The 26,653-nt window shown below is 31.3% G+C and carries 25 protein-coding genes; 11 read left to right on the plus strand and 14 right to left on the minus strand.

Annotation, left to right across the window (positions count from 1 at the left end; genetic code table 11):
• Positions 1-8 precede the first annotated feature (8 nt).
• Positions 9-524: a gamma carbonic anhydrase family protein gene (locus tag WHA43_RS06525; RefSeq protein ID WP_105047314.1), complete on the minus strand. Its 516-nt coding sequence runs from the start codon at positions 522-524 to the stop codon at positions 9-11.
• 164 nt (positions 525-688) lie between these two features.
• Here WHA43_RS06525 and WHA43_RS06530 point away from each other — a divergent pair, with 164 nt between their 5' ends.
• Positions 689-1,813, plus strand: coding sequence for a vWA domain-containing protein (locus WHA43_RS06530; RefSeq protein WP_105046290.1), 1,125 nt, complete (start codon positions 689-691; stop codon positions 1,811-1,813).
• A 48-nt stretch (positions 1,814-1,861) separates the two neighbouring features.
• Here the strand turns inward: WHA43_RS06530 and WHA43_RS06535 are convergent, their stop codons facing one another.
• Genes WHA43_RS06535 through WHA43_RS06545 form a run of 3 tightly spaced genes read right to left on the minus strand, consistent with a single transcriptional unit; the run spans position 1,862 to position 5,600 of the window.
• The gene (locus tag WHA43_RS06535) at positions 1,862-2,701 is read right to left on the minus strand and encodes a glucosaminidase domain-containing protein (protein ID WP_105046291.1); all 840 of its coding nucleotides are present in this window, start codon (positions 2,699-2,701) and stop codon (positions 1,862-1,864) included.
• Between the two features lie 2 nt (positions 2,702-2,703).
• Positions 2,704-3,651 carry a 1-aminocyclopropane-1-carboxylate deaminase/D-cysteine desulfhydrase gene (locus tag WHA43_RS06540; RefSeq protein ID WP_211290318.1) on the minus strand — a complete coding sequence of 316 codons (948 nt, stop codon included), beginning with the start codon at positions 3,649-3,651 and terminating at the stop codon, positions 2,704-2,706.
• Positions 3,652-3,680: 29 nt separating this feature from the next.
• Positions 3,681-5,600, minus strand: a complete 1,920-nt coding sequence (locus WHA43_RS06545) for an ABC-F family ATP-binding cassette domain-containing protein (RefSeq protein WP_105046292.1) — start codon at positions 5,598-5,600, stop codon at positions 3,681-3,683.
• A 180-nt stretch (positions 5,601-5,780) separates the two neighbouring features.
• Between WHA43_RS06545 and WHA43_RS06550 the strand changes: the two genes are divergently transcribed.
• A complete protein-coding gene (locus WHA43_RS06550; RefSeq protein ID WP_317197462.1) occupies positions 5,781-6,065 on the plus strand; it encodes a DUF983 domain-containing protein in 285 nt (94 codons plus the stop codon).
• Here the strand turns inward: WHA43_RS06550 and WHA43_RS06555 are convergent.
• From WHA43_RS06555 to topA, 7 genes are all read right to left on the minus strand, one after another.
• A complete protein-coding gene (locus tag WHA43_RS06555) occupies positions 6,046-7,089 on the minus strand; it encodes an NAD(P)/FAD-dependent oxidoreductase (RefSeq protein ID WP_105046294.1) in 1,044 nt (347 codons plus the stop codon). The genes WHA43_RS06550 and WHA43_RS06555 overlap by 20 nt on opposite strands.
• A gap of 156 nt (positions 7,090-7,245) precedes the next feature.
• Complete coding sequence (gene gldN, locus WHA43_RS06560) at positions 7,246-8,100, minus strand: gliding motility protein GldN (RefSeq protein ID WP_105046295.1); 855 nt, start codon at positions 8,098-8,100, stop codon at positions 7,246-7,248.
• Between the two features lie 14 nt (positions 8,101-8,114).
• Positions 8,115-9,647 (minus strand): gliding motility protein GldM, encoded by a 1,533-nt coding sequence (gene gldM / locus WHA43_RS06565; protein WP_105046296.1) that lies wholly within the window; start codon positions 9,645-9,647, stop codon positions 8,115-8,117.
• A 46-nt stretch (positions 9,648-9,693) separates the two neighbouring features.
• Complete coding sequence (gene gldL, locus WHA43_RS06570; protein WP_105046297.1) at positions 9,694-10,329, minus strand: gliding motility protein GldL; 636 nt, start codon at positions 10,327-10,329, stop codon at positions 9,694-9,696.
• A 31-nt stretch (positions 10,330-10,360) separates the two neighbouring features.
• Positions 10,361-11,725, minus strand: a complete 1,365-nt coding sequence (gene gldK / locus WHA43_RS06575; protein ID WP_105046298.1) for a gliding motility lipoprotein GldK — start codon at positions 11,723-11,725, stop codon at positions 10,361-10,363.
• A 101-nt stretch (positions 11,726-11,826) separates the two neighbouring features.
• Entirely contained in the window at positions 11,827-12,987 is a 1,161-nt protein-coding gene (locus WHA43_RS06580; protein ID WP_105046299.1) for a formimidoylglutamase, read from the minus strand.
• Between the two features lie 33 nt (positions 12,988-13,020).
• Entirely contained in the window at positions 13,021-15,507 is a 2,487-nt protein-coding gene (gene topA / locus WHA43_RS06585; RefSeq protein ID WP_105046300.1) for a type I DNA topoisomerase, read from the minus strand.
• Positions 15,508-15,709: 202 nt separating this feature from the next.
• Between topA and miaB the strand changes: the two genes are divergently transcribed.
• The 9 genes from miaB (at position 15,710) to WHA43_RS06630 (ending at position 25,167) form a co-directional block, all read left to right on the plus strand.
• Positions 15,710-17,164 carry a tRNA (N6-isopentenyl adenosine(37)-C2)-methylthiotransferase MiaB gene (gene miaB, locus WHA43_RS06590; protein ID WP_105046301.1) on the plus strand — a complete coding sequence of 485 codons (1,455 nt, stop codon included), beginning with the start codon at positions 15,710-15,712 and terminating at the stop codon, positions 17,162-17,164.
• A gap of 98 nt (positions 17,165-17,262) precedes the next feature.
• Complete coding sequence (locus tag WHA43_RS06595) at positions 17,263-18,489, plus strand: sigma 54-interacting transcriptional regulator (RefSeq protein ID WP_105046302.1); 1,227 nt, start codon at positions 17,263-17,265, stop codon at positions 18,487-18,489.
• A gap of 80 nt (positions 18,490-18,569) precedes the next feature.
• Entirely contained in the window at positions 18,570-19,076 is a 507-nt protein-coding gene (locus tag WHA43_RS06600) for an LptE family protein (protein WP_105046303.1), read from the plus strand.
• Positions 19,077-19,088: 12 nt separating this feature from the next.
• Positions 19,089-19,844 carry a hypothetical protein gene (locus tag WHA43_RS06605; protein WP_105046304.1) on the plus strand — a complete coding sequence of 252 codons (756 nt, stop codon included), beginning with the start codon at positions 19,089-19,091 and terminating at the stop codon, positions 19,842-19,844.
• Positions 19,841-20,164, plus strand: a complete 324-nt coding sequence (gene secG, locus WHA43_RS06610; protein ID WP_105046305.1) for a preprotein translocase subunit SecG — start codon at positions 19,841-19,843, stop codon at positions 20,162-20,164. Before WHA43_RS06605 ends, secG begins: the two co-directional genes overlap by 4 nt.
• 178 nt (positions 20,165-20,342) lie before the next feature.
• Complete coding sequence (locus WHA43_RS06615) at positions 20,343-20,618, plus strand: co-chaperone GroES (RefSeq protein ID WP_105046306.1); 276 nt, start codon at positions 20,343-20,345, stop codon at positions 20,616-20,618.
• A gap of 70 nt (positions 20,619-20,688) precedes the next feature.
• Positions 20,689-22,320: a chaperonin GroEL gene (gene groL / locus WHA43_RS06620; RefSeq protein WP_105046307.1), complete on the plus strand. Its 1,632-nt coding sequence runs from the start codon at positions 20,689-20,691 to the stop codon at positions 22,318-22,320.
• 235 nt (positions 22,321-22,555) lie between these two features.
• A complete protein-coding gene (locus WHA43_RS06625) occupies positions 22,556-22,888 on the plus strand; it encodes a hypothetical protein (protein ID WP_105046308.1) in 333 nt (110 codons plus the stop codon).
• Positions 22,889-22,935: 47 nt separating this feature from the next.
• Positions 22,936-25,167 (plus strand): hypothetical protein, encoded by a 2,232-nt coding sequence (locus WHA43_RS06630; RefSeq protein WP_105046309.1) that lies wholly within the window; start codon positions 22,936-22,938, stop codon positions 25,165-25,167.
• Between the two features lie 31 nt (positions 25,168-25,198).
• Here WHA43_RS06630 and WHA43_RS06635 read toward each other — a convergent pair whose 3' ends face one another.
• The 3 genes from WHA43_RS06635 to WHA43_RS06645 form a co-directional block, all read right to left on the minus strand.
• Complete coding sequence (locus tag WHA43_RS06635) at positions 25,199-25,912, minus strand: heavy-metal-associated domain-containing protein (RefSeq protein ID WP_105046310.1); 714 nt, start codon at positions 25,910-25,912, stop codon at positions 25,199-25,201.
• Positions 25,913-25,982: 70 nt separating this feature from the next.
• Positions 25,983-26,225, minus strand: coding sequence for a heavy metal-binding domain-containing protein (locus WHA43_RS06640; protein WP_105046311.1), 243 nt, complete (start codon positions 26,223-26,225; stop codon positions 25,983-25,985).
• Between the two features lie 4 nt (positions 26,226-26,229).
• Positions 26,230-26,637 carry a heavy-metal-associated domain-containing protein gene (locus tag WHA43_RS06645; protein WP_105046312.1) on the minus strand — a complete coding sequence of 136 codons (408 nt, stop codon included), beginning with the start codon at positions 26,635-26,637 and terminating at the stop codon, positions 26,230-26,232.
• Positions 26,638-26,653 lie beyond the last annotated feature (16 nt).

Below are 26,653 nucleotides of genomic sequence, written 5' to 3' on the forward strand. Positions count from 1 at the left end.
GAGCTTTTTTATTCTTTAAACCAACTGGAATATTTTACATAATTGTTGGCAATTCTGTCTATTTCTACAGAAATTAATTCTTTAGAAATATCTTTCACTTTTTTAGCAGGAACGCCTGCATAAATACTGCCACTTTCAACATGTGTATTTTTGGTTACAACTGCTCCTGCAGCAATAATTGAATTTGATTCAACAATACAATCATCCATAATAATAGCTCCCATACCAACCAAAACATTATCGTGAATTGTACAACCATGCACAATTGCATTGTGTCCAATTGATACATTATTTCCGATATTTGTGGGAGATTTTAGGTACGTTGCATGGATTACAGCTCCATCTTGAATGTTTACTTTATCACCCATTTTTATGTAATGCACATCACCTCTAATCACAGCATTGAACCAAACACTGCATTGTTTACCAATAAAAACTTCACCAACAATGGTCGCATTTTCTGCAATGTAACAATCTTCAGAAATTTGTGGATGTTTTCCGTTAACAGGCTTTATAATGGGCATTTTATAATGGTTTTTGAGATTATATTTCATCAATAAAGATATAAAAAACAATCAAACTCGCTCTAGAAATTTGTACTGATTTTAACCCAAAATATTTTTTGGCATCACAATTGATATTTCAAAAAATATAAATTATAAAAAATATCATCTCAAAAAACATTCTTATGAAATCACTAATTTTAAAAACTACAGCACTTTTTTTCATTTGTACTCAAATTGGATTTGCGAATCCAACTTCTTCAAAAAAAGTTAAAAAACAAACCATTAAAATGGCAATTCTTTTAGATACTAGCAATAGTATGGATGGTTTGATTGATCAAGCTAAAGCACAACTTTGGCAAATTGTAAATGAATTGTCTTATGCAAAATATGGCATTACAAAACCCGATTTAGAAATTTCAATTTATGAATATGGAAATGCAAGTTTGGCTGCTGAAGAAGGATTTATAAGAATGGTTTTACCTTTTAATAGTGATTTAGATGAAATTTCAGAAAAATTATTTTCTTTAAAAACCAATGGCGGAAGTGAATATTGTGGACAAGTGATTGATATGGCTGTAAAAGAATTGGCTTGGGGAAAAAATGAAGATGATTTAAAACTGCTTTTTATAGCTGGAAATGAGCCATTTACACAAGGAAAAGTTAGTTATAAAGAAGCCATTTCAACTGCAAAAGAAAAAGGAATTTTAGTAAATACTATTTTTTGTGGAGACTATTCTAATGGCATTTCAGGAATGTGGAAAGATGGTGCAGCATTGGGTGGAGGAGATTATATGACGATTGATCACAATAAAAAAATTGTTCAAATCATTACTCCTTATGATGATGAAATTATCATTTTGAATAAAAAATTAAACGGAACATATATTTATTATGGAGAAAAGGGTTCTGAAAATAAATCAAAACAATACAAACAAGATGTAAATGCCGCAGAACTAAATGAAATGGTTATTGTCAATAGAGCCATCAGTAAAAGCTCACGTTTATATGAAAACTCAACGTGGGATCTTGTAGATGCTTTAGAGAAAAAGAATGTTGATTTAGAGAAAATTGACAAAAAATCCTTGCCAAAAGAACTTCAAAATAAATCAGCTAGTGAATTGAAAAATTTCATTGCGTTAAAAACAAAAGAACGCAAAGAAATTCAAACAAAAATTAGAGAATTAGATACTAAAAGAAAAAAGTTTATTGCTACAAAACAACTCGAAACAAATGAAAAAGATGTTTTAGAGAATGTGATGATTCAATCAATTAAAAAACAAGCTTTGTTGAAAAATTATTCTTGGTAAATAACAATTAATAAATAAATGAATAAAATAAGCTCCAAAATTTGGAGCTTATTTTATTTTTAATACTTGTCCAATTGAAATCGTATTGTCTTTCAACCCATTACGATCTTTTAAATCTTCAACAGAAATCATAAATCGTTTAGAAATAGAATATAAAGTATCTCCTTTTTGCACTTCGTACAAAACATTTTTATCTATTTTCTCCTCAGGATTTTCATCGATTTTTTTATCAACTTTTGCGTATTTAACATCCTTCTCTTTGACATCATCAAACTCATGTAATTTATAATCTTCAATAATTTTAATGAGTTTTTCAGGATATTTTGGATCTGTTGCATATCCAGCATCTTTCAAACCTCTAGCCCACTTTTTATAGTCTTTTGTTCCGAAAGAAAACAAAAATTCATACCTTTTTCTTTGTGTTAAAAATGCAGAATGATCTTCATATGAAGTCTCTGGATATTCATATTTTCGGAAACATTCGCCTTTTTCATCATCATCATGCGTAACACTTTCTCCTGTCCAATTTGTATGACATTTGATGCCAAAATGATTGTTTGATTTCAAGGCCAATTCACTTCTTCCACTTCCAGATTCTAACACTCCTTGGGCCAATGTAATACTTGCAGGAATTTTATGAGTATGCATTTTTTTAACCGCAATTGGAGCAAATTTTTCAATATATTCTAATGTAAACTTATTCAGATTTACTTCAGTATCTTTCAGTTTTTCAACATGTTTTGTTTCGTTGACAGATGGCAATTTAACAGGTTCTTTTTCAACAACTTTTACCACTTTTTTCTTTCCTGGTTTTACGAACGTTTTTTTGGATGCACAACTTGCTGCAACCAGTAAAATAAAGCAAAATAGTATATTTTTAAAACTCATTATCAATGTATAATTTCCTCGTTATTTTTCTGTAATTTTTGATTTACTCCCTGAATTCCCTGCAAACCCCCTGTATGAATTGCCAAAATTTTTGATTCTTTTTGAAATCCGTCATTTTTAATGATTTCCAACAAACCAAAAATCATTTTTGCAGTATAAATTGGGTCTAACAACACATTTGTTTCTTTTTTAAAATCATTGATAAAACGAATCAATGTTTGATTATATTTTGCATATCCACCAAAATGAAAATTGGTTTGCAACTCCCAATTAGACTTCTTTGCATACTTTTCAATTTCTGATGATAAAAAATCCTCTTTCAACGCAGGAAATCCAATTACTTTTTGATGATTTTCAGAAGCATTTATAAATCCTGAAATTGTACCTCCTGTACCAACTGCACAACAAATATAATCGAAAATTGAATCTTCAGCTACTAAAATTTCTTCACAACCTCTGATTGCCAATTCATTTGTTCCACCTTCAGGAATCAAATAAAAGTCACCAAGTTTTTGTTTTAACTCTTCTAAAAAAATAGTTGAAGTTTTATTCCTATAAATTTCTCTTGAAACAAATTCGAAAGTCATTCCGTTTTTGTGAGCTTCGTGTAAAGTAGGATTTTCAAGAATTGTTTGTTGAAAATTCATTGCCAACTCATCACCTCTAATAATTCCAATGGTTTTAAAACCCATTATTTTTCCAGCAACTGCAGTAGCCACAATATGATTAGAAAACGCGCCACCAAAAGTTACTAATGTTTTATAACTTTGATTTTTAGCTTCTTGAAGATTGTATTTAAGTTTTCGAAATTTATTTCCTGACACAAAAGGATGAATTTCATCTTCTCTTTTGATAAACAATTCCACTTGTTTTTCAGCTAATATCGGCAAAAAAATGGATTGGTTTCTTGTTGAAATTAGTTGGTTAAAAAAATCAGGAGTTGTTTCCAAATAAAAGTTTCTTTACGCTTTTAATACCATTAACTAAAACTTTCAACTTCGGCTTCAATACGTTCCCATTCGTGCATTAATTGTTCCATAGATGCTTTTTTGGCATTGTACTTCTCAAAGAATTCTGGTTTTGTAGAAACCTCTGCATAATTTTTTTCTAATTCAGCATCTAATTTTTCCAATTCTAATTCTAAAGCCGAAATTTCTGCTTCAATTTTAGAAAGCTTGTTATTCAGCTTTTTCAAATCTTTATCTTGCTCTTTTGATGCTTGGATATTTTCTTTTTTCTCAACAGATTTTTCTTCTTTGATTACGGTTCTTTTTTCTGCATCACGCAAACTTTCCATTTTATGTTGTTCTAAGAAATAATCAATATCACCTAAATATTCTTTGATTACGTGGTCTTTAAATCCGTAAACTGTTGTGGTTAATCCTTGTAAAAATTCACGGTCGTGAGAAACTAAAATCAATGTTCCATTGAATTGTTTCAACGCTTCTTTCAATACATTTTTAGAGGCAATATCCAAGTGATTTGTAGGCTCATCCATAATCAACACATTGAATGGTTGCAACAATAACTTACACAAAGCCAATCTATTACGTTCTCCACCTGACAACACTTTGGCTTTTTTATCTACTGCATCACCTCCAAATAAAAATGCTCCAAGCATATCTCTAACGCGCATTCTATTGGTATCAGTTGCGGCTTCTTCCATGATTTCTAACACCGTTTTTTCTGGCGGTAAATATTCAGATTGATTTTGGGCAAAATACCCTACTTGCACATTGTGACCTAATTTTAAATGTCCTTTAAACGGAATTTCGCCAACCATCATTTTGGCTAATGTAGATTTTCCTTGTCCATTTTGACCTACAAAAGCGATTTTACTATTGCGTTCAATCAATAAATTGACGTTTTCTAAAATCTTTTTATCTCCATAATATTTAGAAACATTTTCAGCTTCAACAATGATTCTTCCTGGTTCTTTTGAAATGGCAAAACGCACATTCATCACAGCATTATCATCTTGATCAACTTCAATGCGTTCTACTTTATCCAATTGTTTGATAAGAGATTGTGCCATAGAAGCTTTGTTGGCTTTTGCACGGAATTTATCAATCAACATTTGTTTTGCTTTGATTTCTTTTTCTTGATTTTTTTGTGCTTGTAACTGTTTTTCTTTGATTTCTCCACGCAATTCTAAAAACTGAGAATAGGGTTTTTTGTAATCGTAAATTTGACCTAACGAAATTTCAATAGTTCTATTGGTTACATTGTCTAAAAACATTTTATCATGCGAAACCAATACAATTGCACCTGGATAACTCTTTAAAAAGTTTTCTAACCAAATGATAGATTCAATATCTAAGTGGTTTGTTGGCTCATCTAGCAATAAAATATCGTTGTTTTGTAGAAGTAGTTTTGCTAATTCAATTCGCATCCTCCATCCACCAGAAAAGGTATCTGTCAATTTATCAAAATCTTCTCTTTGAAATCCTAAACCTTGTAAAATTTTCTCAGTATCTCCTTGATAATTGTAACCTCCCAACAATTCATAACGCTCTGTTAAATCTGTCAAATCATGAATTAATTGACTGTATTCTTCACTTTCATAATCGGTTCTTGTTACCAATTGTTCGTTAATATGCTCTAAGCGAACTTCAATTTCTTTAATTTCTACAAAAGCTTGGTATGCTTCTTCTAAAATAGTTCGTCCTTGAACAAAGTCAATATCTTGACGTAAAAAACCAATTCTCACATCTTTGTCAAAAGCCATAGTTCCTCCACTACTTTCAATATCTCTTGATAAAACTTTTAATAGAGTGGATTTTCCAGCACCATTTTTTCCAATAAGACCAATTCTATCGCCTTTATTTAATTTGAAAGTAATGCCTGAAAATAAGTCAGTTCCCATAAAGGTCACTGTTAAATTGTGTACGTTTAACATAAAATGTGATAATTGTTACTCAGTATGAGTTTTTAATTTTACTTTTGCAAAAGTATGTAAATTTTAATTTGTATCATGTTTAAAAAAGGCACCAAATTGTATAGTATTTTCAAGGCAAAATGCCCTAGATGTCATGAAGGTGAGTTCTATAAAAATAAGTTCAATTATCGACCTTCAAAAGTGACAGAAATACATTCTCATTGCCCGAATTGTAATTTGAAATACATGATGGAACCTTCATTTTTTTATGGTGCCATGTATGTAAATTATGGAATTACAGTGGCAATTTCTGTGGCTGTTTTTGTAATTACGAAAGTGTTTATTGAACTGAATTTATTACAATCTTTTTTAAGTATTTTCTTGGTTTTGGTAGTTTTAGCACCTTTTAATCTGAGACTTTCCAGAATTCTTTGGATCAATATGTTTGTAAGTTTTGATAAAAGATTTACGAAGAAAAACGATTGATATCAATCTCTGCATCTAATTTTTGTTGATGTTCTAAATGCTGAAACAATTGTTTAGCAACTGTAGGTGCAATCATTACACCACGCGTTCCTAAACCATTTAATAGTGCCAATTGTTTGTATTTTGAATGTACACCAACCAAAGGTCTTCTGTCTTTTACAGTTGGTCTAATTCCGGCAGTTTGATCTATGATTTCGTATGGAATATCTAGTACTTTTTGTAATTTTTCAATCAATTCATTTTTTCCTTCTTCACTTGGTGTTGAAGTTTTGTCTTTCCAATTGAAAGTTGCGCCTACTTTGTACAAGTCATTTCCTAAAGGCAACACAAATAAAGTTGACTTCAATAAAAAATCAATTTGCAAATCTGGAGCGTGAATAATTAATAATTCACCTTTTGCTTCATTTAAAGGCAACTGATTGAAAAACGGATTTTGTTTCATTCCAAATCCTTCACAAAAAACAATTTTATCTGCTGTGAGTTCTTTATAACTTATTGTAGATTCTTGAAAAACTATTTGAGAATAATCAAATTTTTCGAATCGTATTTTATGTTCTTTTTGAAGATAGTTTCGGTATGATTCCACTAATGTAAGTGTATCAATTCTGCCTGTTTCTTTGACGTTTCCAAAACCCAAATCACCTATTACACCTTGATATTTGTTGGTGTCAATTATTGAATCTAAATAATCCGTTAAATTTGGTTTATCTAGTGCTGCAAACCAATTATTTTGTTCTTCAATTGATTTGAATGCTTTTTTTGTTTGAAACTTTTCATCGAACTTTTGATTGAATTTTCGCTCTAACTTTTCATAAAAAGGTAAGGCAATTTCCAATTGTTCTTTGGCATTCCAAACTGGCGTAAACCGTTTTAAAATTACAGGATTGTACACACCACCTGCAACCAAAGATGACGTTTGAGAATCGTCTTCGAAAACGAGAAATGATTTATTGGCATGCAATAATTCTTCTGCAAAAGCAAGACCTGCTAATCCTAAACCTACAATTATATAATCTATTTTCACAGGACAAAAATACGCAAGTTGTACGCTAATTTCTAGAAAATTAAACTGAGTTTGTAAATTGGCTTAGCCCTGATTGAAGCGAAAAGCAGGAAATAGCTTTCAATAAAAAAACGCTTGCTTTCGCAAACGTTTTGTAGTTTTATTGAAATTGGAGTTTTAATAATTCCACATATCTATTTCTTTGTTTCTGATGTCTTCTTTGATTTTATCAGCTTCTAATAACTGGAATAATGAGTTTCCGCGAACATAATCTGCAATAGCTCTGTTACCGTAAATATTTTCTTCACGGACAATTACAGAGCTGAATCTTCGTGCGTTTAACAAGTGATCAAAAGAAATTGCATTGACAGCATTGTCTGGATTAAATACTTTGGTATCGTGTAAAACCTCTCTTGCTGATGGGAAAAATATCCAAAATAATTCGTATAGATTTTCATCTTCAATTTCTTTTACACCCAATGTTTGCACGTCTCTACCCATTGGCGCTAGAGCCAATAAACGATATTTTAATTCTCCTTGACGTTTGTCAAAATACCACATTCCTTTCAACATATAACCTTGTACATCTTGCGTTTGGATTCTGAAAGTATCTTTATAACCGTTTTCTTCACGAATATTTACCAATCTTGATTCAATTTCATTTTGTGTAATTTTTGAATTAAAAAATGAATCTGAATATGCTTCTTTGATTTTTCCTTGTTTGATGCCACGAATTAAGGTATCAAATAATGATCTTCTGTCAGAAGAAATATTGGTAGTATCAATAGGAAAATAGTAAGGCAAATTAATTTTTTGATTCAAATCAACAAATTCCCAAACTACTTTCGACCACATGATGTCTCTGTCATCTACATAACCATAAGGAATTGGACCATCATTATCAGCCATCAATTGTTTTTCATTTTTTTTACCAATTTGTTCAACGGTTTTTGCGTTTAACAAGTTGGTTTGTGCATAAACAGCTGAGCTGAAAATACTTATGAAAAATACGATATAAATCTTTTGAAACATAGTGTTTGTTTTTTCTAATTTGTAATGTCAATACTTACAGGCAATACTTTTTTGATAGGTACACCATTTGCAGTTGCCTGGATGTCGTAAATATTAATAATGTCACCTCTTTGCGCTTTTGATAAAGCTGCTTTTGCAGCTGCATTTAAGGTTGAACCATTTACAATAATTGTTAATTGTCCTGGAACTTTTATCTTAAAACTTTGTACTGCAATTTGTAAATCGAATTCAAAATCTGGCAATCCAGCCGCGATTGGAGCATTTGCCAATCCTGATTTTGGCATGGAAACAATACCATATTGTTCACGAACAGAACCCATTGCAGGTGGAATATCTTTGATTCTAAAAACAGCTTTTGAAGTAACCGTTTTTCCACTGCTTAATTTTGCACTTACAGTAACTACTGCTTCATTGCCACCTCCTGGTTTTAAGCTAAATTTTCCATTGCTTCCTGATAAAGCACCACCTGAAGCAGAAACATTGATATTGTTTGCACCAACACCTGGCAAAGAAACCGAAATCGGATTGTCTAAACCTCTATAAACCACATTCATTTTATCCGCTGAAACAACAGCACTGCTTGGCTCTGGAATTACAGAATAAGCACTTGCAAAATCCACAGGAATTGGTTGTCCATTTTCCATAAAGAAAATAGTTCCTTTGATGGTTTTTTCACCTACGTTTCCTGCAGGCATGTTTAAAAGTACTTGTCCGTCTTTAACTGTATTGGTAACATCAGCGCCATTTAAAATTACTTTGTTTGGTACTAATGTAGCGTCATAACGTCCTAAAACTACTTTTCCAGTAACTTTTTCACCAGCAAAATAGGCAGTTTTGTCTAAACTTACGATTCCTGTATAATTGCTAAGAGATAAGGATTCTTCTAATTTTCCACCTAATAAACTTGTTACAATATCACTTTCAGTATTTTTAATATCCGCTTGCATTTGTGTAAAATTTGTTAACGAAGCTACCATTGGAAAACCTTCGTAACGTGCTTTTAACCAAGCTGTTTTTTTGTTGGTATCAGGAACAGGAACATCATCTGTATTGAATCGTTTATTGATTACAGACGCAAACTGACTTTTTTCACCAACAATTTTTATCAAATTTGTTCTGTAGCTATTGATTTGATTTAGAAACTCTTTTCCCTCTTTTGTAAAACCATCACCTTTAAAGAAATAAGCATCTAAAAAGTCAGTTTTATCCATAGATTCGTAATCTGTTTTATCTTCAATGCTTGCAGTCATCTTCGTTTTTAAACTATCTAAATAGGTATAAAAATCCGATGAATATTTTTTAACTTCTTTTGCTTGTTCGTATAAAACTCCAAATTTAGCTGCTTGTTCAGAAGCTTTGGTTGCTAAATTTTCGTAAGCACTATTATTTTTTAACGTTGTGGAAAGATTGTTTTCTGTAAGTTTTTCATTCATAAAACCAAAAGCTGACAACACCTCTTTACTCATGTTCATTGCTAACATTGCAATGAAAACGAGGTACATTAGGTTAATCATCTTTTGTCTTGCCGACATTTTTCCTGCTGCCATTTTTAACTAGTTTTTTTTGTAAAGTTTACGTGATTATTTTCACTAATTATTTAACAGTCATTGCAGAAAGCATTCCTCCATAAACTCCATTTAATGATGATAAGTTTTTAGCTAAGGATTCCATTTGCTCTTTTAATTTTTGTGTATTTTCAACAACCTCAGCATTTAATTCTGCTTGTTTACTAGAATTTTCAACTTGAGATTTGTACAAATTATTTAATGTTTCCATTTGAACAGCTGCCAAAGAAACTTGCTCATTGTATTTGTTTGTTGAAGCTACACTTTCTGAAGCTGCAGATAATCCTTCAGCAGCATTTTGAAAATTTTTCATACTTGAACCTAAACTTGCCATTAACGCAGCATCGATTTTTGCTTCTTGCAACAAGTTGTCTAATTTTTGAGAAAGCATTCCTTCAGCCCCAACTTTTTCATCTGCAACCAATCCTTCTTGTCCTAATTCAGGATATACTTTTGTCCAATCAAAATCTTCTTCTGGAGTATCAAAAGCAGAAACCGCGAAAACTCCTGCTTCTACTAATAGACCAATTGTAAGCATTAAACCACCTGTAATTGGACCTAAAGTAATATGTTGAATTTTGAATAACGCCCCAATGATTACTACTGCAGCTCCCATTCCGTATATGAAATTCATTGTTTTTTTGTAAGATCTTGACTGTGCCATTTTTAATGTTATTATGTAATTTTAATTTTTATTATTTTTTTTCTGTGCCTAAATAATTTTGAACGGTTCTAAAACCAATGTAACTCCTTGCAGTATCTGCATACTCGAAATCTCTTGATGCAACTTCTAGATAATAAGCTACATCTTTCCATGAACCACCCCTGATTATTTTTCTTCTATTTTTTCGATCTTCTACATTAGGATTCATTGTTGATGCCATATAATAAGAAGACAAATTATATGCAGTATTTGTCCATTCAGAAACGTTTCCTGCCATATTATACAAACCATAATCATTTGCATTGAACGATTTTGCTTCCATGGTGTACAATGCACCATCTACTGCATAATTTCCTCTAACTGGTTTAAAGTTTGCTAAGAAGCAACCTCTGTCACTTGTAGTGCTTCCTGTTCCCCAAGGATAGGTTGCAAATTCCAAACCACCTCTTGCAGCATATTCCCATTCAGCCTCTGTTGGTAATCTAAAATCTGGAACAAGCGTTACATTTTTTTGAGTTCTTAAAAAACTATTTTTCTTTTTGGTTCTCCAATTACAAAAAGCATTTGCTTGATTCCAAGTTACCCCAACAACAGGATATTCTCCATAAGATTGATGATAAAAATAATCTTGATGCATTGGATCGTTGTACGAATAATTGAAATCTTTTACCCAAACTGTGGTATCTGGATAAATATTCAACACTTCCGTTTGAACGAATTTTTTTCTGTCCCCACCTTTTCTTGCGGCATTATCTCTATCAAACCAAGAATATTTATAATTTAAAAACTTGGTATTGAAAGTTCTTACTCCATCAACAGCATCTTCTTTTTTGATGTATAAAGAATCCATCACTTCTACATAATCTGCATCAGGATATTCATCTTTTTTCCAAACCAATTCTGTTTCCCAATTCAAAGGTTGAATGGTATCAAACTGATAATAGTTTTCAAACATGTATTTTTGATACGGAGATAAATTGGTTGTGTCTGCTGTTTTAAAAGCGTATTGCTGAATTCCTGCAGCACGATTTCTTCCATTCGGATCAGGATTTGTATTTCCTAATGCTGCAAATTCTGCTTGATATGCCAAACGAGTTCTTACAATTGAATCTCTTACCCAATATACAAATTCTTTGTATTCATTGTTTGTGATTTCAGTTTCATCCATGTAATAAGGTCTTACAGTCACCGTTTTTGTTGGTGCATTTAAAGTACCAATCATGTCTTGATCTTGTTTTCCCATGGTAAATGAACCTCCTGGAATTAGCGCCATACCAAAAGGTTTTTCAGAAAACCACTTTTTCTTGGCTTTTACTCCTACTAATTCTCCTCTATCTTTGGAACCGCAACTATAAAAAAAGGTTATTAAAAGTGCAAATACTGCTGCTTTCTTCATAAAAAATTTGTCTTTACTAAAAGTTCGTAAACCTATTATTTTTTTTGCTAAAATACAATCTTACGAATGTTTTTAACTTTCAATTTTTAATATTTTTTTGATTACATCAATTTTTTCATTGCTTTATACCATCTTTCAGGAATTTTATGCGCTGTTGCTTGCTGATAATCTTGATATGTACATGGTATTAACGCATGCCTTTTAAATTTATTATCTGATAAAATTTGAACTTCTATCCACCATCTGCCAGTTTTGTGACTTTTGTAAAAAACCAATGGATCATCATCTTCTAATAAAACTGTAAATTTCTGATAATTTTCTTTGTTTGAGAACGGATAATCTTTCACTCTATAATTCACACCTTCAATAAAATACCACATCATTTGCGCTATCAAACTGGCTGTTTGATGATTTTGATCGTATTTTGAATTGTATTCATAAATTCCGAAGGAAGAAACTTTATCACTCAAACCAGCATATCTTGCAATTGCACAAATTTCATCTCCATAAAATCCATTTGGCGAAGCATTATTATTGGCTGGCGCATCACTTTGTTTTACTGCACCAATATCAATAGAAACAATATCTGCATCGCGAAAAGCAGGCTCAATATTTTCTAATTCTTTGGCTTTTCCTAATCTAAAAGTATCAAAATAAAGACTCTCTAATAAATCAATTTCATCTTGCGGATTGAAATACGTTTGATATCCTACATTCGTATAATTGAATAAATTATTAGGCTCTTGCATGATGATTTTACTCAAATACGATTGTGAAGTCAATCCTTCTTCAAAACTTCCCAAATCAAAACGACTGTCAACAGCTGTAATATTTACAGTTTGCTCTAACGTATCATATGCGCGATAATTTACGTACGTAATATCTTGACCTCCTCCTAAAATTACTGGAATAATATTTTTTTTCAACAAATAATTGATGATTTCAGCCACAGCAAAATAGGTGTCATTTACTTCATTTCCTTTTAAAACATTTCCTAAATCTGCAATTTCAGTGTGCCAATCTCCAGGAAAAAGTTCGTAAAATTTTCTTCGGATGAAATGCAAATTATCACCACATCCAAAATTATTTTCTGAATTACGATCTTCTTGAACACCAAAAATGGCAATTTTCACATTATCCAAATCAGGAAAACCTTCTCTTTGAGTATGAATTTGAATTTTTCTACCAATACATGATGGCGAATGAAGCACCAAATGTGCAATGGCATGTTCTTCAACAGGGGTTAAAAAGGCTGTATTCATGTATTATTTTTGCAGTCGCAAGATAGTAAATCCTTATTTCTTTTTTGCAGTCGCTTTCTTTTTTACTGGTTTTTTCTTTGGCGTTTTTGCTTCTACTAATTCAACTGCCTTTTCTTTGGTCAACTTTTCGATGTTGGTAGTTTTTGGCAACTCAATTTTTATTTTTCCTTTCAAGATATGAAAACGACCCCATCTTGCTTTTTCAACTACAATACCAACATCTTGCCAGTCGTAAATTACTTTATCTAGCTCTTTTTGTTTTTTATCTTCTATCAACTCAACAATATCTCCTTTTGATAAGTTTTCGAAATCGTATTTTTTAGATACATTGATAAAAATATTGTTCCATTTTAAGAAAGGACCAAAACGTCCAACACCTTTTTGTACTGGTAAATTCTCGTAAGTGGCAACTGGAGCATCAGCTTTTTGTTTGGCAATAATCAATTCTTTGGCTCTTTCTAAATCCACTTCCATAGGATTTTCATTTCTGTCTAAAGAAACAAATAGATCTCCGAATTTCACATAAGGTCCAAAACGTCCGTTAGAAACAATAACATCTTCATTTTGAAATTTACCCAATGTTTTAGGCAATAAAAATAATTCAAGCGCTTCTTCTAGAGTAATTGTTCCTAAATTTTGATCAGGATTTAAACTTGCAAATTGCTTTTCATCATCATCAGGAGCACCAATTTGAGCCATTGCACCAAATTTTCCTAAACGAACTAAAACTGTTTTTCCTGTTTCAGGATGCACTCCTAAGATTCGCTCACCACTTTCTCTTTCCGCATTTTCTTTTACATCCTCTACATTATCGTGGAATTTTTTATAAAAATCACGAATCATGGCTGTCCAATTTTCTGTTCCTTCTGAAATGTCATCAAAAGACGATTCTACTTTTGCGGTAAATCCGAAGTCTAAAATGGATGAAAAATTGGCTACTAAAAAGTCGTTTACGATATTTCCAATATCAGTTGGAACTAATTTTCCTTTATCAGCTCCTGTTTTTTCTGATAAAATTTTACTAGAAACAGTTCCTTTTTTCAGACTGATTTGTTCATACTCTCTTAATTCTCCTTCATTTTGACCTTTTTCTACATACCCTCTTTTTTGAATGGTAGAAATTGTTGGTGCATAGGTTGAAGGACGTCCAATACCTAATTCTTCTAATTGTTTTACCAAAGATGCTTCTGTAAAACGATAAGGTGGCGTTGAAAAACGCTGAGTTGCGTTGATATATTGATAGCCTAATTTTTCATTAACGAATAAGTTTGGTAACATGCCATCTTGCTCTTCATCCTCATTATCATTGCCTTCTAAATATACTTTTAGAAAACCATCAAACTGAATCATTTCGCCATTTGCTGTGAAAATTTTATCATTTGCATTATTTTCGATTCTTACATTGGTTCTCTCCAAAAGCGCATCACTCATTTGCGATGCTAAAGTTCTTTTCCAGATCAAATCGTACAATCTGTCTTGATCACTTTCAACATCTATAGCATGCATTTCCATGTTTGTTGGTCTAATTGCTTCGTGAGCTTCTTGAGCACCTTTCGCTTTCGATTTAAAAACTCTCGGAAAACTATATTCTTTTCCATAATAATTGGTAATTTCTTTGGCAGCAGCATTTCTGGCCTCAACAGATAAATTTACACTATCTGTTCTCATATAAGTAATCAATCCTGCTTCATACAAACGTTGTGCAACTTGCATGGTTCTTGAAACAGCAAAACCTAATTTTCTAGATGCCTCTTGTTGCAAGGTTGATGTTGTAAATGGTGCAGCTGGCGATTTTGTTGCTGGTTTTTTTGATAAATCAGCAATAGAAAATATAGCATTTTTACAAGATGTTAAAAATTCTTGTGCTTCCTCTTTTGTATCAAAATTTTTAGGAATGGTTGCTTTAAATGTTTTTCCTTCAGAATTTAAAAATTCAGCAATAACCTTATAATAGGTTTCTGAAACAAATTCTTGAATGCTTCTTTCTCTTTCAACAATCAATCTTACAGCTACTGATTGCACCCTTCCTGCTGACAAACCACCTTTTACCTTTCGCCATAAAACGGGTGATAATTCATAGCCTACAAGTCTATCCAACACTCTTCGTGCTTGTTGAGCATTCACCATATTATAATCAATGTCTCTCGGATTTTCAACGGCTTTTAGAATGGCGTTTTTAGTAATCTCATGAAAAACAATACGTTTTGTTTTGGCATCTTTTAATTCTAATTGCTCTTTTAAATGCCATGCAATTGCCTCTCCTTCACGATCCTCATCACTCGCTAACCAAATTGTATCAGCTTTATCAGCTAATTTTTTTAGTTTATCAACCAATGCTATTTTATCATCAGAAACTATATATTTTGGTGAGAAATCTCCTTCAATATCAATTCCAATTTCTTTAGAGGGTAAATCTGCAATATGCCCATAGCTGGATTCAACTTGAAAATCTTTTCCAAGAAATTTTTCAATGGTTTTTGCTTTTGCAGGAGACTCAACAATAACTAAATTTTTTGCCATTTTTTTTGATTTGTAGCTAAAAACACGCTGTTTCAGTGTTTCATTATGGACTGCAAAAGTATGTAGTTTTTTTTTAATTCAAATTTATTCTTAAAATTTCGTTTCGATTTAACAAAAGACACATATATTTTTTCTGCCAATTTGTCATAGAAAACGAATTTTGGTTGTATCTTTGCAAACCATTTAAAGGTAAATTGAACACATGGAATCTGTTGAAAAAGTAATTGACGAAAGACTACAAGGTAAAGCACTTGTAACACAATCTAGAGAAGGTAATACAAAGAAATTATTCATCGAAAGTTACGGCTGCCAAATGAATATGAATGACAGTGAAATTGTTGCCTCAATTCTTGCTGATCAAGGATTTAATACTACTCAAGTATTAGAAGAAGCTGATTTAGTCTTGGTAAATACCTGCTCTATTCGCGAAAAGGCAGAAACTACAGTTCGCAATCGCTTAAAAAAATACAATGCTGTTAAAAAAATCAATAAAAACATGAAAGTGGGTGTTTTGGGTTGTATGGCAGAACGTTTGAAAGAAAAATTTTTAGAAGAAGAAAAAATTGTTGATTTGGTTGTTGGACCAGATGCTTATAGAGATTTACCCAATTTACTAGAAGAAATTGAAGCTGGAAGAGATGCTGTAAATGTCATTTTATCAAAAGACGAAACGTATGGTGATGTATCTCCAGTTCGTTTAAATTCAAACGGAGTTTCTGCATTTGTCTCTATTACAAGAGGTTGTGATAATATGTGTACTTTTTGTGTGGTTCCTTTTACACGTGGTCGTGAAAGAAGTCGCGATCCACAGAGTATCATAGAAGAAATTAGAAGTATGGTCACCAACAATTACAAAGAAATTACCTTATTAGGACAAAATGTTGACAGTTACCTTTGGTTTGGTGGTGGTTTGAAAAAAGATTTCAATAAAGCATCAGAAATGGCGCAAGCTACTGCAGTTGATTTTGCTCAATTGTTAGACATGTGTGCTACCGAATTTCCAAAAACACGTTTTCGCTTTTCAACTTCCAATCCACAAGACATGAGTTTGGATGTAATTAAAGTAATGGCAAAACACAAAAATATTTGCAAATACACTCATTTACCTGTACAAAGTGGGAGTAACAGAATGTTAAAAGCCATGAACAGACAACATACTCGTGAAGAATACATGCAATTGGTGGATAATATTTTTAAAATAATTCCAGAAATGGCATTGTCTCAAGACATGATTGTTGGATTTTGTGGCGAAACAGAAGAAGATCATCAAGATACATTGAATTTGATGGAATACGTAAAATATGACTTCGGATTTATGTTTGCCTACTCTGAAAGACCAGGAACCTTAGCAGCAAAAAAAATGGTTGATGATGTTCCTGAAGAAGTGAAAAAAAGACGTTTAGAAGAAGTGATTGCCTTACAACAAAAGCACGCATTGTTTAGAACACAACAACATTTAGGAAAAGTAGAAGAAGTGTTGATTGAAGGCGTTTCTAAGAAAAATCCGAATGAATGGAAAGGAAGAAATACCCAAAATACAGTGATTGTTTTTCCAAAAGAACATTATAAATTAGGAGATTTTGTAATGGTAAAAGTAGAAGATTGCACCTCTGCTACTTTAAGAGGAACTGCTGTTGGATATTCTGATAATAACTAATATCCCATCATTTCCTTCCCAAAAAGAAAGTAACAGTTGTAAAAAAACAAAATATAAAGTTTAGTATTTTTCCTCTTTGGGGAAATTAAAAGGGGCTTATGGAAGATTTACAAGCATTAAAACAACGTTTTGGCATCATAGGAAATGATGTGCATCTCAATATGGCTTTGGAGAAAGCTGTAAGAGTTGCTCCTACTGACATTTCTGTGCTGGTTACTGGTGAAAGTGGTGTTGGAAAAGAAAATATTCCTAAAATTATACATCAATTATCACACAGAAAACATGCAAAATACATTGCTGTAAACTGTGGAGCAATCCCTGAGGGAACTATAGATAGTGAATTATTTGGACATGAAAAAGGGGCTTTTACTGGCGCAACTCAAGACAGGAAAGGCTATTTTGAAGTGGCTGATGGGGGTACAATTTTTTTAGATGAAGTGGGTGAATTGCCTTTAACAACTCAAGTAAGGTTATTACGTGTTTTAGAAAATGGCGAATTTATAAAAGTAGGTTCATCCATCGTGCAAAAAACCGATGTAAGAATTGTAGCTGCCACCAACGTAAACATGTTTCAAGCAATTGAAAAAGAACGTTTTAGAGAAGATTTATATTACAGATTGAGTACTGTAGAAATTCATCTTCCTGCACTTAGAGAACGCAATCAAGATATTCACCTATTATTTCGAAAATTTGCTTCGGATTTTGCTCAGAAATACAGAATGCCAGCTGTAAGATTAGAAGATGATGCAGTACAAGTTTTACTAAATTATCGTTTTCCAGGAAACATTCGTCAACTAAAAAATTTAGCAGAACAAATATCTGTAATTGAAGAAAGTAGAAACATTTCTGCATCAAAATTACAACTATATTTACCTGACAATAAAGGAAATCTACCCGCAATTATTGGAGGTTCAAAAAAAGAAAATGATTTTTCAAATGAGCGTGATATCATGTACAAAATTTTATTTGACATGCGGAATGACATCAACGATTTGAAAAAATTGACCTTAGATTTATTGAACAATGAGAATATTGAAGAAGTTCAGCAAGAAAATCATCAATTGATTGAAAAAATCTACGGAAATAAAGAACCAAAAAGTTCGAATATTGAGGTGTTAAACATCCCACAAAAAGTCGCTGTTGAAAAAAATTATGATTTCATTGAGACCATTGAAGAAGACGAAAGTTTATCCCTACAAGACAAAGAAATCGAAATGATCAAACGTTCTTTAGAAAAAAATAATAATAAACGTAAATTAGCAGCGAAAGAATTGGGCATTTCTGAAAGAACGTTGTATCGAAAAATAAAACAATACGATTTATAAAGTGTTCAAAATTTAAAGTCTAAAATTCAAGGTTAAGCTTTGAACTTTAAATTTTGAATTTTGAATTTTAAACTGATAGCATGAAAAAACTACTATATATTTCCATTTTCGCAATCACAAGTTTGCTAATGATTGCTTGTGGTGCCTATTCATTTACTGGTGGAAATACTGGAGATGCCAAAACCATTCAAATTGATTTTTTTCCAAATCAAGCCCCTTTAGTTGAACCTGCTTTAACACAGCGTTTTACAAACGATTTGCAAGATTTATTTACACGTCAAACCAATTTAACATTGACAAACGCTAATGGAGATTTGCATTTTAGTGGAGAAATTACTGATTTTAGAGTAACTCCAATGAGTGGTACATCAGATCAAACTGCCGCTCAAAACAGGTTGACAGTTTCTGTAAATGTCCGTTTTGTAAACAAGCTGGTTGAAAAAGATAATTTCGAGAAAACCTTTTCATTTTATTCAGATTATGATGCAAATGCGCAATTAACAGGAGCTGTTTTAGAAAATGCACTAGATGAAATTGTTGAACGAATTACACAAGATATTTTCAACGCTTCTGTAGCAAAATGGTAAAAATCTAAGCAGATGAAAAAAGGAAGTTTTTTAGACATATTGCAAAAAAATAGCCCAATTCAACAGGTAGAAACTGCTGAATTAAAAGGGATTATTGATGCTTTTCCATATTTTCAATCAGCCAGAGCTTTGTATTTGAAAGGATTAAAAAATCAAGAAAGTTTTAAATACAATAACGAACTAAAAATCACAGCAGCTTATACCACAGATAGAACTGTTTTGTTTGATTTTATCACAGCTGCTAATTTTGATAATCCCCAAAAAGACATTCATCAACAACTTAAAGAAAAGATTTCTGAAGAGAAAAAAATAGAAGTTCAAGAGATTCAACAAACATCAATTATTGAAAATTCATCCGAAGAAATAGAAGAAAAACTATCGATTGGAAAACCTATCTCTTTTAAAAGTTCTGAGACTTATTCTTTCAATCAATGGCTGCAATTAGCCTCAAAAAAACCAATTGAAAGAATAGAAAATACAGCTTCAAAAATTGCACCTGAAAAAGAAGAAATTATCGAAAAGTTTATTCAAAACAATCCTAAAATAATTCCACTTCCAAAAGACAAAAATATCATAGTTACGGTTGAAGAGACCAAACCAGATTCGTCTTTAATGACCGAAACTTTGGCAAAAGTATATTTAGAACAAAAAAAATATGAAAATGCAATTCAAGCTTACCGAATTTTAAGTTTGAAATATCCAGAAAAAAGTGGTTTCTTTGCAGACCAAATTAAAAGAGTACAAATTTTACAAAAATACAAACAATGAATTATACCGCATTTTTAATTCTGATTTTGATTGTAGCTGTTGCATTAATATTAATTGTGATGGTACAAAATCCTAAAGGAGGAGGACTATCTTCTTCTTTTGGTGGTGGAGCACAAACTTTAGGAGGTGTTCAAAATACCAATAATTTTCTTGACAGAACAACTTGGACATTGGCAATTGCAATGTTTGCGTTGATTTTATTAGCGAATTTTGCCATTCCAAGAGAAGGAGAGAAAGATTTTAAATTAGACAAAACTTTAGATGGAGTTGAGTCAACTGCTCCAAAAACTACAAATACAACAAACGATACGCTGAAATAAGCTACCGTTTTTAGACAAAAAAATGCCAACGAAAATGACACGTTGGCATTTTTTTTTACCATTCAGAAAATCAAAAAAGAGAATCAACGAAAAAATGTCAGTTTCATCAAATTGGCATAGTTTCTGACTAATCTAGAAACTGAAAAAAATATTTAAATCACTAAAATTTATATAAAAAATGGGAGTAAACATTAAACCTTTAGCAGACAGAGTTCTTGTAGAACCTGCTCCAGCAGAAACAAAAACCGCTTCAGGAATTATCATTCCAGACAATGCAAAAGAAAAACCTCAAAAAGGAACTGTTGTTGCCATTGGAAATGGAAAAAAAGACGAGCCATTAACCGTAAAAGTTGGTGACACTGTTTTGTATAGTAAATACGGAGGAACAGACTTAAAATTAGAAGGAAAAGATTATTTGATGATGCGTGAATCTGATATTTTAGCAATTATCTAAAAAATCAGTTTACAGTTTCAGTAAACAGTAAAACAAATAAACTTTTAAACAATTAAACATTTATAATAAAATGGCAAAAGATATAAAATTTGATATTGAAGCACGTGATGGATTAAAACGTGGAGTAGATGCATTAGCAAATGCAGTAAAAGTAACTTTAGGTCCAAAAGGAAGAAACGTAATTATTTCAAGATCTTTTGGATCTCCAATTGTAACCAAAGACGGAGTTTCTGTTGCAAAAGAAATTGAATTGCAAGATCCTTTAGAAAATATGGGAGCGCAAATGGTAAAAGAAGTAGCTTCAAAAACCAATGATTTAGCTGGTGATGGAACTACAACTGCTACAGTTTTAGCGCAAGCAATTGTAAAAGAAGGATTGAAAAATGTAGCTGCAGGAGCAAATCCTATGGATTTAAAACGCGGAATTGACAAAGCAGTTGCTGCAATCGTTGCTGATTTAGAAAAACAATCACAGCAAGTTGGTAACTCTTCTGAAAAAATAAAACAAGTTGCTGCAATTTCAGCAAATAATGATGATGTTATTGGAGATTTAATCGCAAAAGCATTCTCAAAAGTTGGTAAAGAAGGTGTAATTACTGTTGAAGAAGCAAAAGGAATGGACACTTATGTGGACGTTGTTGAAGGAATGCAATTTGACAGAGGATATTTATCTCCATATTTTGTTACTGACGCTGATAAAATGGTTGCTGATTTAGACAATCCTTATATTTTATTGTTTGATAAAAAGATATCAAACTTACAAGAAATCCTTCCAATTTTAGAGCCTGTAGCACAATCTGGAAGACCATTATTAATTATTGCTGAAGATGTTGACGGACAAGCATTGGCTACATTAGTAGTAAATAAATTACGTGGAGGATTAAAAATCGCAGCTGTAAAAGCTCCTGGTTTTGGCGATCGTAGAAAAGCAATGTTAGAAGATATTGCTATTTTAACTGGTGGAACTGTAATTTCGGAAGAAAGAGGTTTTTCACTTGAAAATGCAACGTTAGATTTATTAGGAACTGCTGAAACTGTAACTGTTGATAAAGACAACACTACCATTGTAAATGGTTCTGGAAATGCAGAAAACATCAAAGCAAGAGTAAACCAAATCAAAGCGCAAATCGAAACTACAACTTCTGATTATGACAAAGAGAAATTGCAAGAACGTTTAGCGAAATTGGCTGGTGGTGTTGCAGTATTGTATGTTGGAGCAGCATCTGAAGTTGAAATGAAAGAGAAAAAAGACAGAGTTGACGATGCATTACATGCTACAAGAGCTGCAGTTGAAGAAGGAATTGTTGCAGGTGGTGGAGTTGCTTTAGTGCGTGCTAAAAAAGTATTAGAAAGTTTAACAACTTCTAATTTAGATGAAACTACAGGAGTTCAAATCGTAAACAAAGCTATTGAAGCTCCTTTAAGAACTATTGTTGAAAATGCTGGTGGTGAAGGCTCAGTAGTTATTAACAAAGTGTTGGAAGGTAAAAAGAACTTTGGATATGATGCTAAAGCAGACGCTTATGTAGACATGTTAGAAGCTGGAATTATTGATCCTAAAAAAGTAACTAGAATCGCTTTAGAAAATGCTGCTTCTGTTGCTGGTATGATTTTAACTACAGAATGTGCCTTAATTGACATCAAAGAAGATGCTCCTGCAATGCCAGGAGGAATGGGTGGTGGAATGCCAGGAATGATGTAAAAATCATCAAAATATTTATTTACAAAAATCCGTTAGAAAATTTCTAACGGATTTTTTTATTGTATTTTTTAATTTTAGGCATAATTATTGATAATTTTTCAATGATTTAAACTAAACACCAAAACATTATGAAAAAAAGAAACTACCTATTTGCGATCATTACCTTACTATCTTTTACTCTTTCAGCACAAGAGAAAAAAAGGATACTGATAAAAAAGCTTTCGACATTATTAATGTGGATGGTGAATTCAAACAAAATCAATTATTACTTGAATTTTTAACAAGAGATGCTAGATCTAGCAATGATAAATTATCAAAAATGATTGAAGAACAGAGAAATTCAAATGGAGGAAGTTACGAGAATCAAAACTTGAGAAGCACGAAATCATTTGGTTATGCAAGTCCAAGTTTAACAACTATTTTTTATAATGGTGAAATAATATTTGGTGAAGGCATCAATAGACTTTACATTATTGATCAAGTGAGAATGAAAGATGTTAAAACCATCAAAAGAGTAAGAGCAGGAATTGATACAGAAATATTTATTGATTCTTTAAAGAAAAAATAAGCAATCAAATTGCATTTCTATTTAGTATTAAATTTTAATTTTAAGCTATGAATTTAAAAAACTTTCTTTTTACGTGTATCCTATTTTTTAATGTAAGTATACAAAGCCAATCTGTTCAAAAAATTGATAGTGCCTATAATAACTATTTTAAAAAAGTTCGTGAAATTCCGCATTTACATCTTAATAAAACCTCATTTTTGCAAGGTGAAAATATATGGTTTCAGGCTTATGTTTTTGAGCAAAACTCTCAGAAACTACATAATCCAACCTCAAATTTATATGTTTCATTGTTTGATGAATCGGGTAAATTAAAAAAACAAAAACTCATTCATATTCAAAATGGCATTGGAAAAGGAAACTTTAAAATTGACTCCTCTTTTACAAATGCTTCTTATTTTATCAAAGCCTCTACAAATTGGATGAGAAACTTTAATGAAGATGTTTCGTTTTCCCAAAAAATTATTGTGGTAAAAAATAGAGAAACCAGTGCTCAAAAAATCAAAAAAGATTCCTTTTTTGATTTTCAATTATTTCCCGAAGGTGGACATATTGTTGCCAATACTTTTAATAGAATTGGAATTTTGCTTAAAGATGCAAATAACAAAGGTATTGAGATTTCAAAAGGAACTATTAAAGATGAAACCGGAAAAGAAATTGATGTATTTAAAACCAACTCCTTTGGTTTAGGTGAAGCATTTTTACCGTTTAAAGAAAATCAAAAATATATCTTTGAGGCAATACTGCCAAGTGGCGAGAGAATTGAAGTTATTACACCTGTTGTAAAAAAATTAGGAATCACTCTCAACTTAATCAATGATGAAAAAAACCAAAACGTCATTGTCAATATCCTTACAAATTCAAAAACACTTCAAAATATTCACGGAAAAAATTACAAGATATGGCTTCATAATACTAGAAAATACATTCATTATGATTTAAAATTTGATGAATCAAAAAAAGTATATGCTATTATACTTGAAAAAAGCAACATTTTAAAAGGAATTAATATTATTACTGTTTTTAATGAAGAAAACAAACCTATTTTAGAGCGCGTTTTCTACAATGAAACTAACAATTTACTTACAAACTCAATTAAAGCCTCAATAACTTCTAAAATAAACGATTCTTTAAAAGTTACCTTGACAAATAATCACTCTGAAAAACTTTTTATAAGTGGTTCTTTTTTACCACCTCTCACAAAGGCTTATCGCCCTGACAAAAATATTGCTTCATCAATTTTATTAAATCCTTACATAAAAGGGAATATTGAAAATGCTGCATATTATTTCAATGAACAACAAAAAAACAGACTAGTAGATTTAGACCTCTTACTCTTAACTCAGGGTTGGAGTAAATTCGATTGGAATCAAATATTCACTAATCCACCATCTGAAAATTTTAAATTTGAAAATGGAATTGACATCACATTCGCTTTTAATCGCAAAATACTCCCTTCACAACAAGTTCAAATGCAGTATGTTGATGACGAGAATAATGAAAACTATGCGTTAACGATTCCTCTTAATAAGAATAACCATTTCACCTTAGAAAACAGTTTTATTACAGAAAATACGATGTTGCACTTTGGAATAAAATCAGGCGAAAATTTATATAAAATTAGTCCTAGTATCTCATACACAAACACATTTATATATGACAACATCAACAAAAATCAAATAAAGGAGTTAGTTAATACGCCAAATGAACTTTCTAATTTTTCCTATTTATTTGATGATTACATAATGTTAGATGATGTTATTATTAAAAGTAAGCTACAAGATCAAAAAAAACAAGAAAATAGTGCACTACAAATGAAAGTGATTTCAAAATACTACAATTATATTGAAAGCTTTTATTTTGGAACTGATAAATATGGTTTTTTAAATAATAGAAGTGGGAATGCTTGGAATGTAAACTTTGGTATTAACAATGAATTTCAATCAATCGTATCAACATCAAACATGGTAAAGTTTAGAGATTATGGTAGTTTGTCCGAACCTATTTTTACAGATAAAAAGCTGTATGATCCATCAACAATTGTAGTGCCTTTTGGCTTTAGCAAAACAAAAGAGTATTATGCTCCAAAATACCCATCATTTTCTGAAAAAGCATACCTTGATTATGGTGCAATTTTCTGGAAAGCTGGAATAGAAATTGAAGCTAATTCAACTTTTGAAATTACAATTCCTGATAATAATATAGATTCTATATTGCTAAATTTAGAGGGTACAGATGAACTCGGAAAATTACTTGTAAAACAAATACAAATAAAAAAATAACAAACAGCTATAAATAAAAATCAAACGAATACTACTGTAAAATCATAAAAATAGCCATCAAAATCATAATTGAATTTTCAATAAATGTAGCTTTGGTCATAGGTAAATTTAGTACTGATCCTAAACACGCACATTGTATCGATTTTTTATCTAACAACGATTTTGTAACTCCCACAGTTGTAATTCCCAGAATGATTATCGTAATTACTAACGAAGCAAAAATTTGAAAACGCATTAAAAAGAAAATTCCTAGAGCCAACTCAATAAATGGATATACAAAACCATAAGTCGGAATAACTTTTGACAATGGATCATACATTCCAAAACTCATTGCAAAACCTTTTACATTTAGCAACTTAAAAAAGCTGAAAACAATATAAAAAAGTCCCATAAAATTGAGCATAAAATCATTCATATTCCAAGGATTTATTGCCGAAATAATTGCTGCAATTGTAATATATCCAAAAATCAAAAACAACGGAAATAGTTGTTGAATTTCTGATTTCTCTTTTGATAAATCAAACATTGTTACTTTTTCAATTTTCTTTTCTGAGATTGTATATTTTGATGATAAAGCTTCCTGCAATTTTGATAACTTAATATGATTTTTCATTTCAATTACTACTTCAGCAGTCTCTAAATCAACAGTTACATTTGTAACATCCTCTAAAGAAGTAATCGATTTTTCGACGCTAGCTTTACATCCATTACAGGTCATACCACTTACAATATAAGTATGTTTCATTTTAATTTTTTTTTATAGTTTATATAAAAAACCGCCAGTATTTATAAGAAATAAAGGCGGTTTTATAATTTTAATGATCTTTATGATCATGATTTTCCTCCTCTGAAACTTTTTCTTTCAGTTTCATTTTACAAACAGGACAAGTACCTTCTTTATCATAGGTTTTTTCATCTTCGCATTTCATAGGACATTGATATGCTACTTTTTCAGTAACCACTTCCTCTTTTTGAGGTGCTGTTTTCTCTTTTTTACAGGAAATAACTGAAAAACTTGAAACAAGAATAATTGCGATAATGATTAGATTTTTTTTCATGACATTATTGTTTTTTTTGTTTTTTCATTCCACCTTCATGATCCAAAATAATTTCTTCATCACGATATTTACAACATGGATGAACAGCATTGTAAGCTTCTTCTTTTGCTGATAATTTTTTGTCTTTGCTCAAAATAATATCATGTCCAACTGCTAAAATATTTTTTTGAACGGTAGTAACATCTGTTTTATTTTCATCCAAGATCAAATTTAATTGATGCGTTTTTACATCCCATAAAGCAAATTTTACTCCAGGAGTTTTTAAAGATGCTGTTTCAATTCGCTTTTTGCACATGCCACAAATTCCGTCAACTTCCATGGTAACTTTGGCGTTTTTATCTTTTTTTACTTCTTGAGATTGAACCGAAAATCCAATCAAACAAATACTAATTACTACAATGATTTTTTTCATGATTATTTATGTTAAT

Source organism: Polaribacter gangjinensis, assembly GCF_038024125.1.
Lineage (GTDB): Bacteria > Bacteroidota > Bacteroidia > Flavobacteriales > Flavobacteriaceae > Polaribacter > Polaribacter gangjinensis.

Excerpts from the sequence above, each read along its gene's own strand:
- WHA43_RS06640 (WP_105046311.1), bottom strand. The coding sequence starts at position 26,225 with ATGAAAAAAAATCTAATCATTATCGCAATTATTCTTGTTTCAAGTTTT.
- WHA43_RS06605 (WP_105046304.1), top strand. The coding sequence starts at position 19,089 with ATGAAAAAAGGAAGTTTTTTAGACATATTGCAAAAAAATAGCCCAATT.
- gldL (WP_105046297.1), bottom strand. The coding sequence starts at position 10,329 with ATGGCACAGTCAAGATCTTACAAAAAAACAATGAATTTCATATACGGA.
- WHA43_RS06580 (WP_105046299.1), bottom strand. The coding sequence starts at position 12,987 with ATGAATACAGCCTTTTTAACCCCTGTTGAAGAACATGCCATTGCACAT.
- WHA43_RS06545 (WP_105046292.1), bottom strand. The coding sequence starts at position 5,600 with ATGTTAAACGTACACAATTTAACAGTGACCTTTATGGGAACTGACTTA.
- topA (WP_105046300.1), bottom strand. The coding sequence starts at position 15,507 with ATGGCAAAAAATTTAGTTATTGTTGAGTCTCCTGCAAAAGCAAAAACC.
- WHA43_RS06635 (WP_105046310.1), bottom strand. The coding sequence starts at position 25,912 with ATGAAACATACTTATATTGTAAGTGGTATGACCTGTAATGGATGTAAA.
- secG (WP_105046305.1), top strand. The coding sequence starts at position 19,841 with ATGAATTATACCGCATTTTTAATTCTGATTTTGATTGTAGCTGTTGCA.
- WHA43_RS06615 (WP_105046306.1), top strand. The coding sequence starts at position 20,343 with ATGGGAGTAAACATTAAACCTTTAGCAGACAGAGTTCTTGTAGAACCT.
- gldN (WP_105046295.1), bottom strand. The coding sequence starts at position 8,100 with ATGTTTCAAAAGATTTATATCGTATTTTTCATAAGTATTTTCAGCTCA.
- WHA43_RS06645 (WP_105046312.1), bottom strand. The coding sequence starts at position 26,637 with ATGAAAAAAATCATTGTAGTAATTAGTATTTGTTTGATTGGATTTTCG.
- WHA43_RS06600 (WP_105046303.1), top strand. The coding sequence starts at position 18,570 with ATGAAAAAACTACTATATATTTCCATTTTCGCAATCACAAGTTTGCTA.
- WHA43_RS06525 (WP_105047314.1), bottom strand. The coding sequence starts at position 524 with ATGCCCATTATAAAGCCTGTTAACGGAAAACATCCACAAATTTCTGAA.
- groL (WP_105046307.1), top strand. The coding sequence starts at position 20,689 with ATGGCAAAAGATATAAAATTTGATATTGAAGCACGTGATGGATTAAAA.
- gldK (WP_105046298.1), bottom strand. The coding sequence starts at position 11,725 with ATGAAGAAAGCAGCAGTATTTGCACTTTTAATAACCTTTTTTTATAGT.
- WHA43_RS06595 (WP_105046302.1), top strand. The coding sequence starts at position 17,263 with ATGGAAGATTTACAAGCATTAAAACAACGTTTTGGCATCATAGGAAAT.
- WHA43_RS06535 (WP_105046291.1), bottom strand. The coding sequence starts at position 2,701 with ATGAGTTTTAAAAATATACTATTTTGCTTTATTTTACTGGTTGCAGCA.
- WHA43_RS06530 (WP_105046290.1), top strand. The coding sequence starts at position 689 with ATGAAATCACTAATTTTAAAAACTACAGCACTTTTTTTCATTTGTACT.
- WHA43_RS06630 (WP_105046309.1), top strand. The coding sequence starts at position 22,936 with ATGAATTTAAAAAACTTTCTTTTTACGTGTATCCTATTTTTTAATGTA.
- miaB (WP_105046301.1), top strand. The coding sequence starts at position 15,710 with ATGGAATCTGTTGAAAAAGTAATTGACGAAAGACTACAAGGTAAAGCA.
- gldM (WP_105046296.1), bottom strand. The coding sequence starts at position 9,647 with ATGGCAGCAGGAAAAATGTCGGCAAGACAAAAGATGATTAACCTAATG.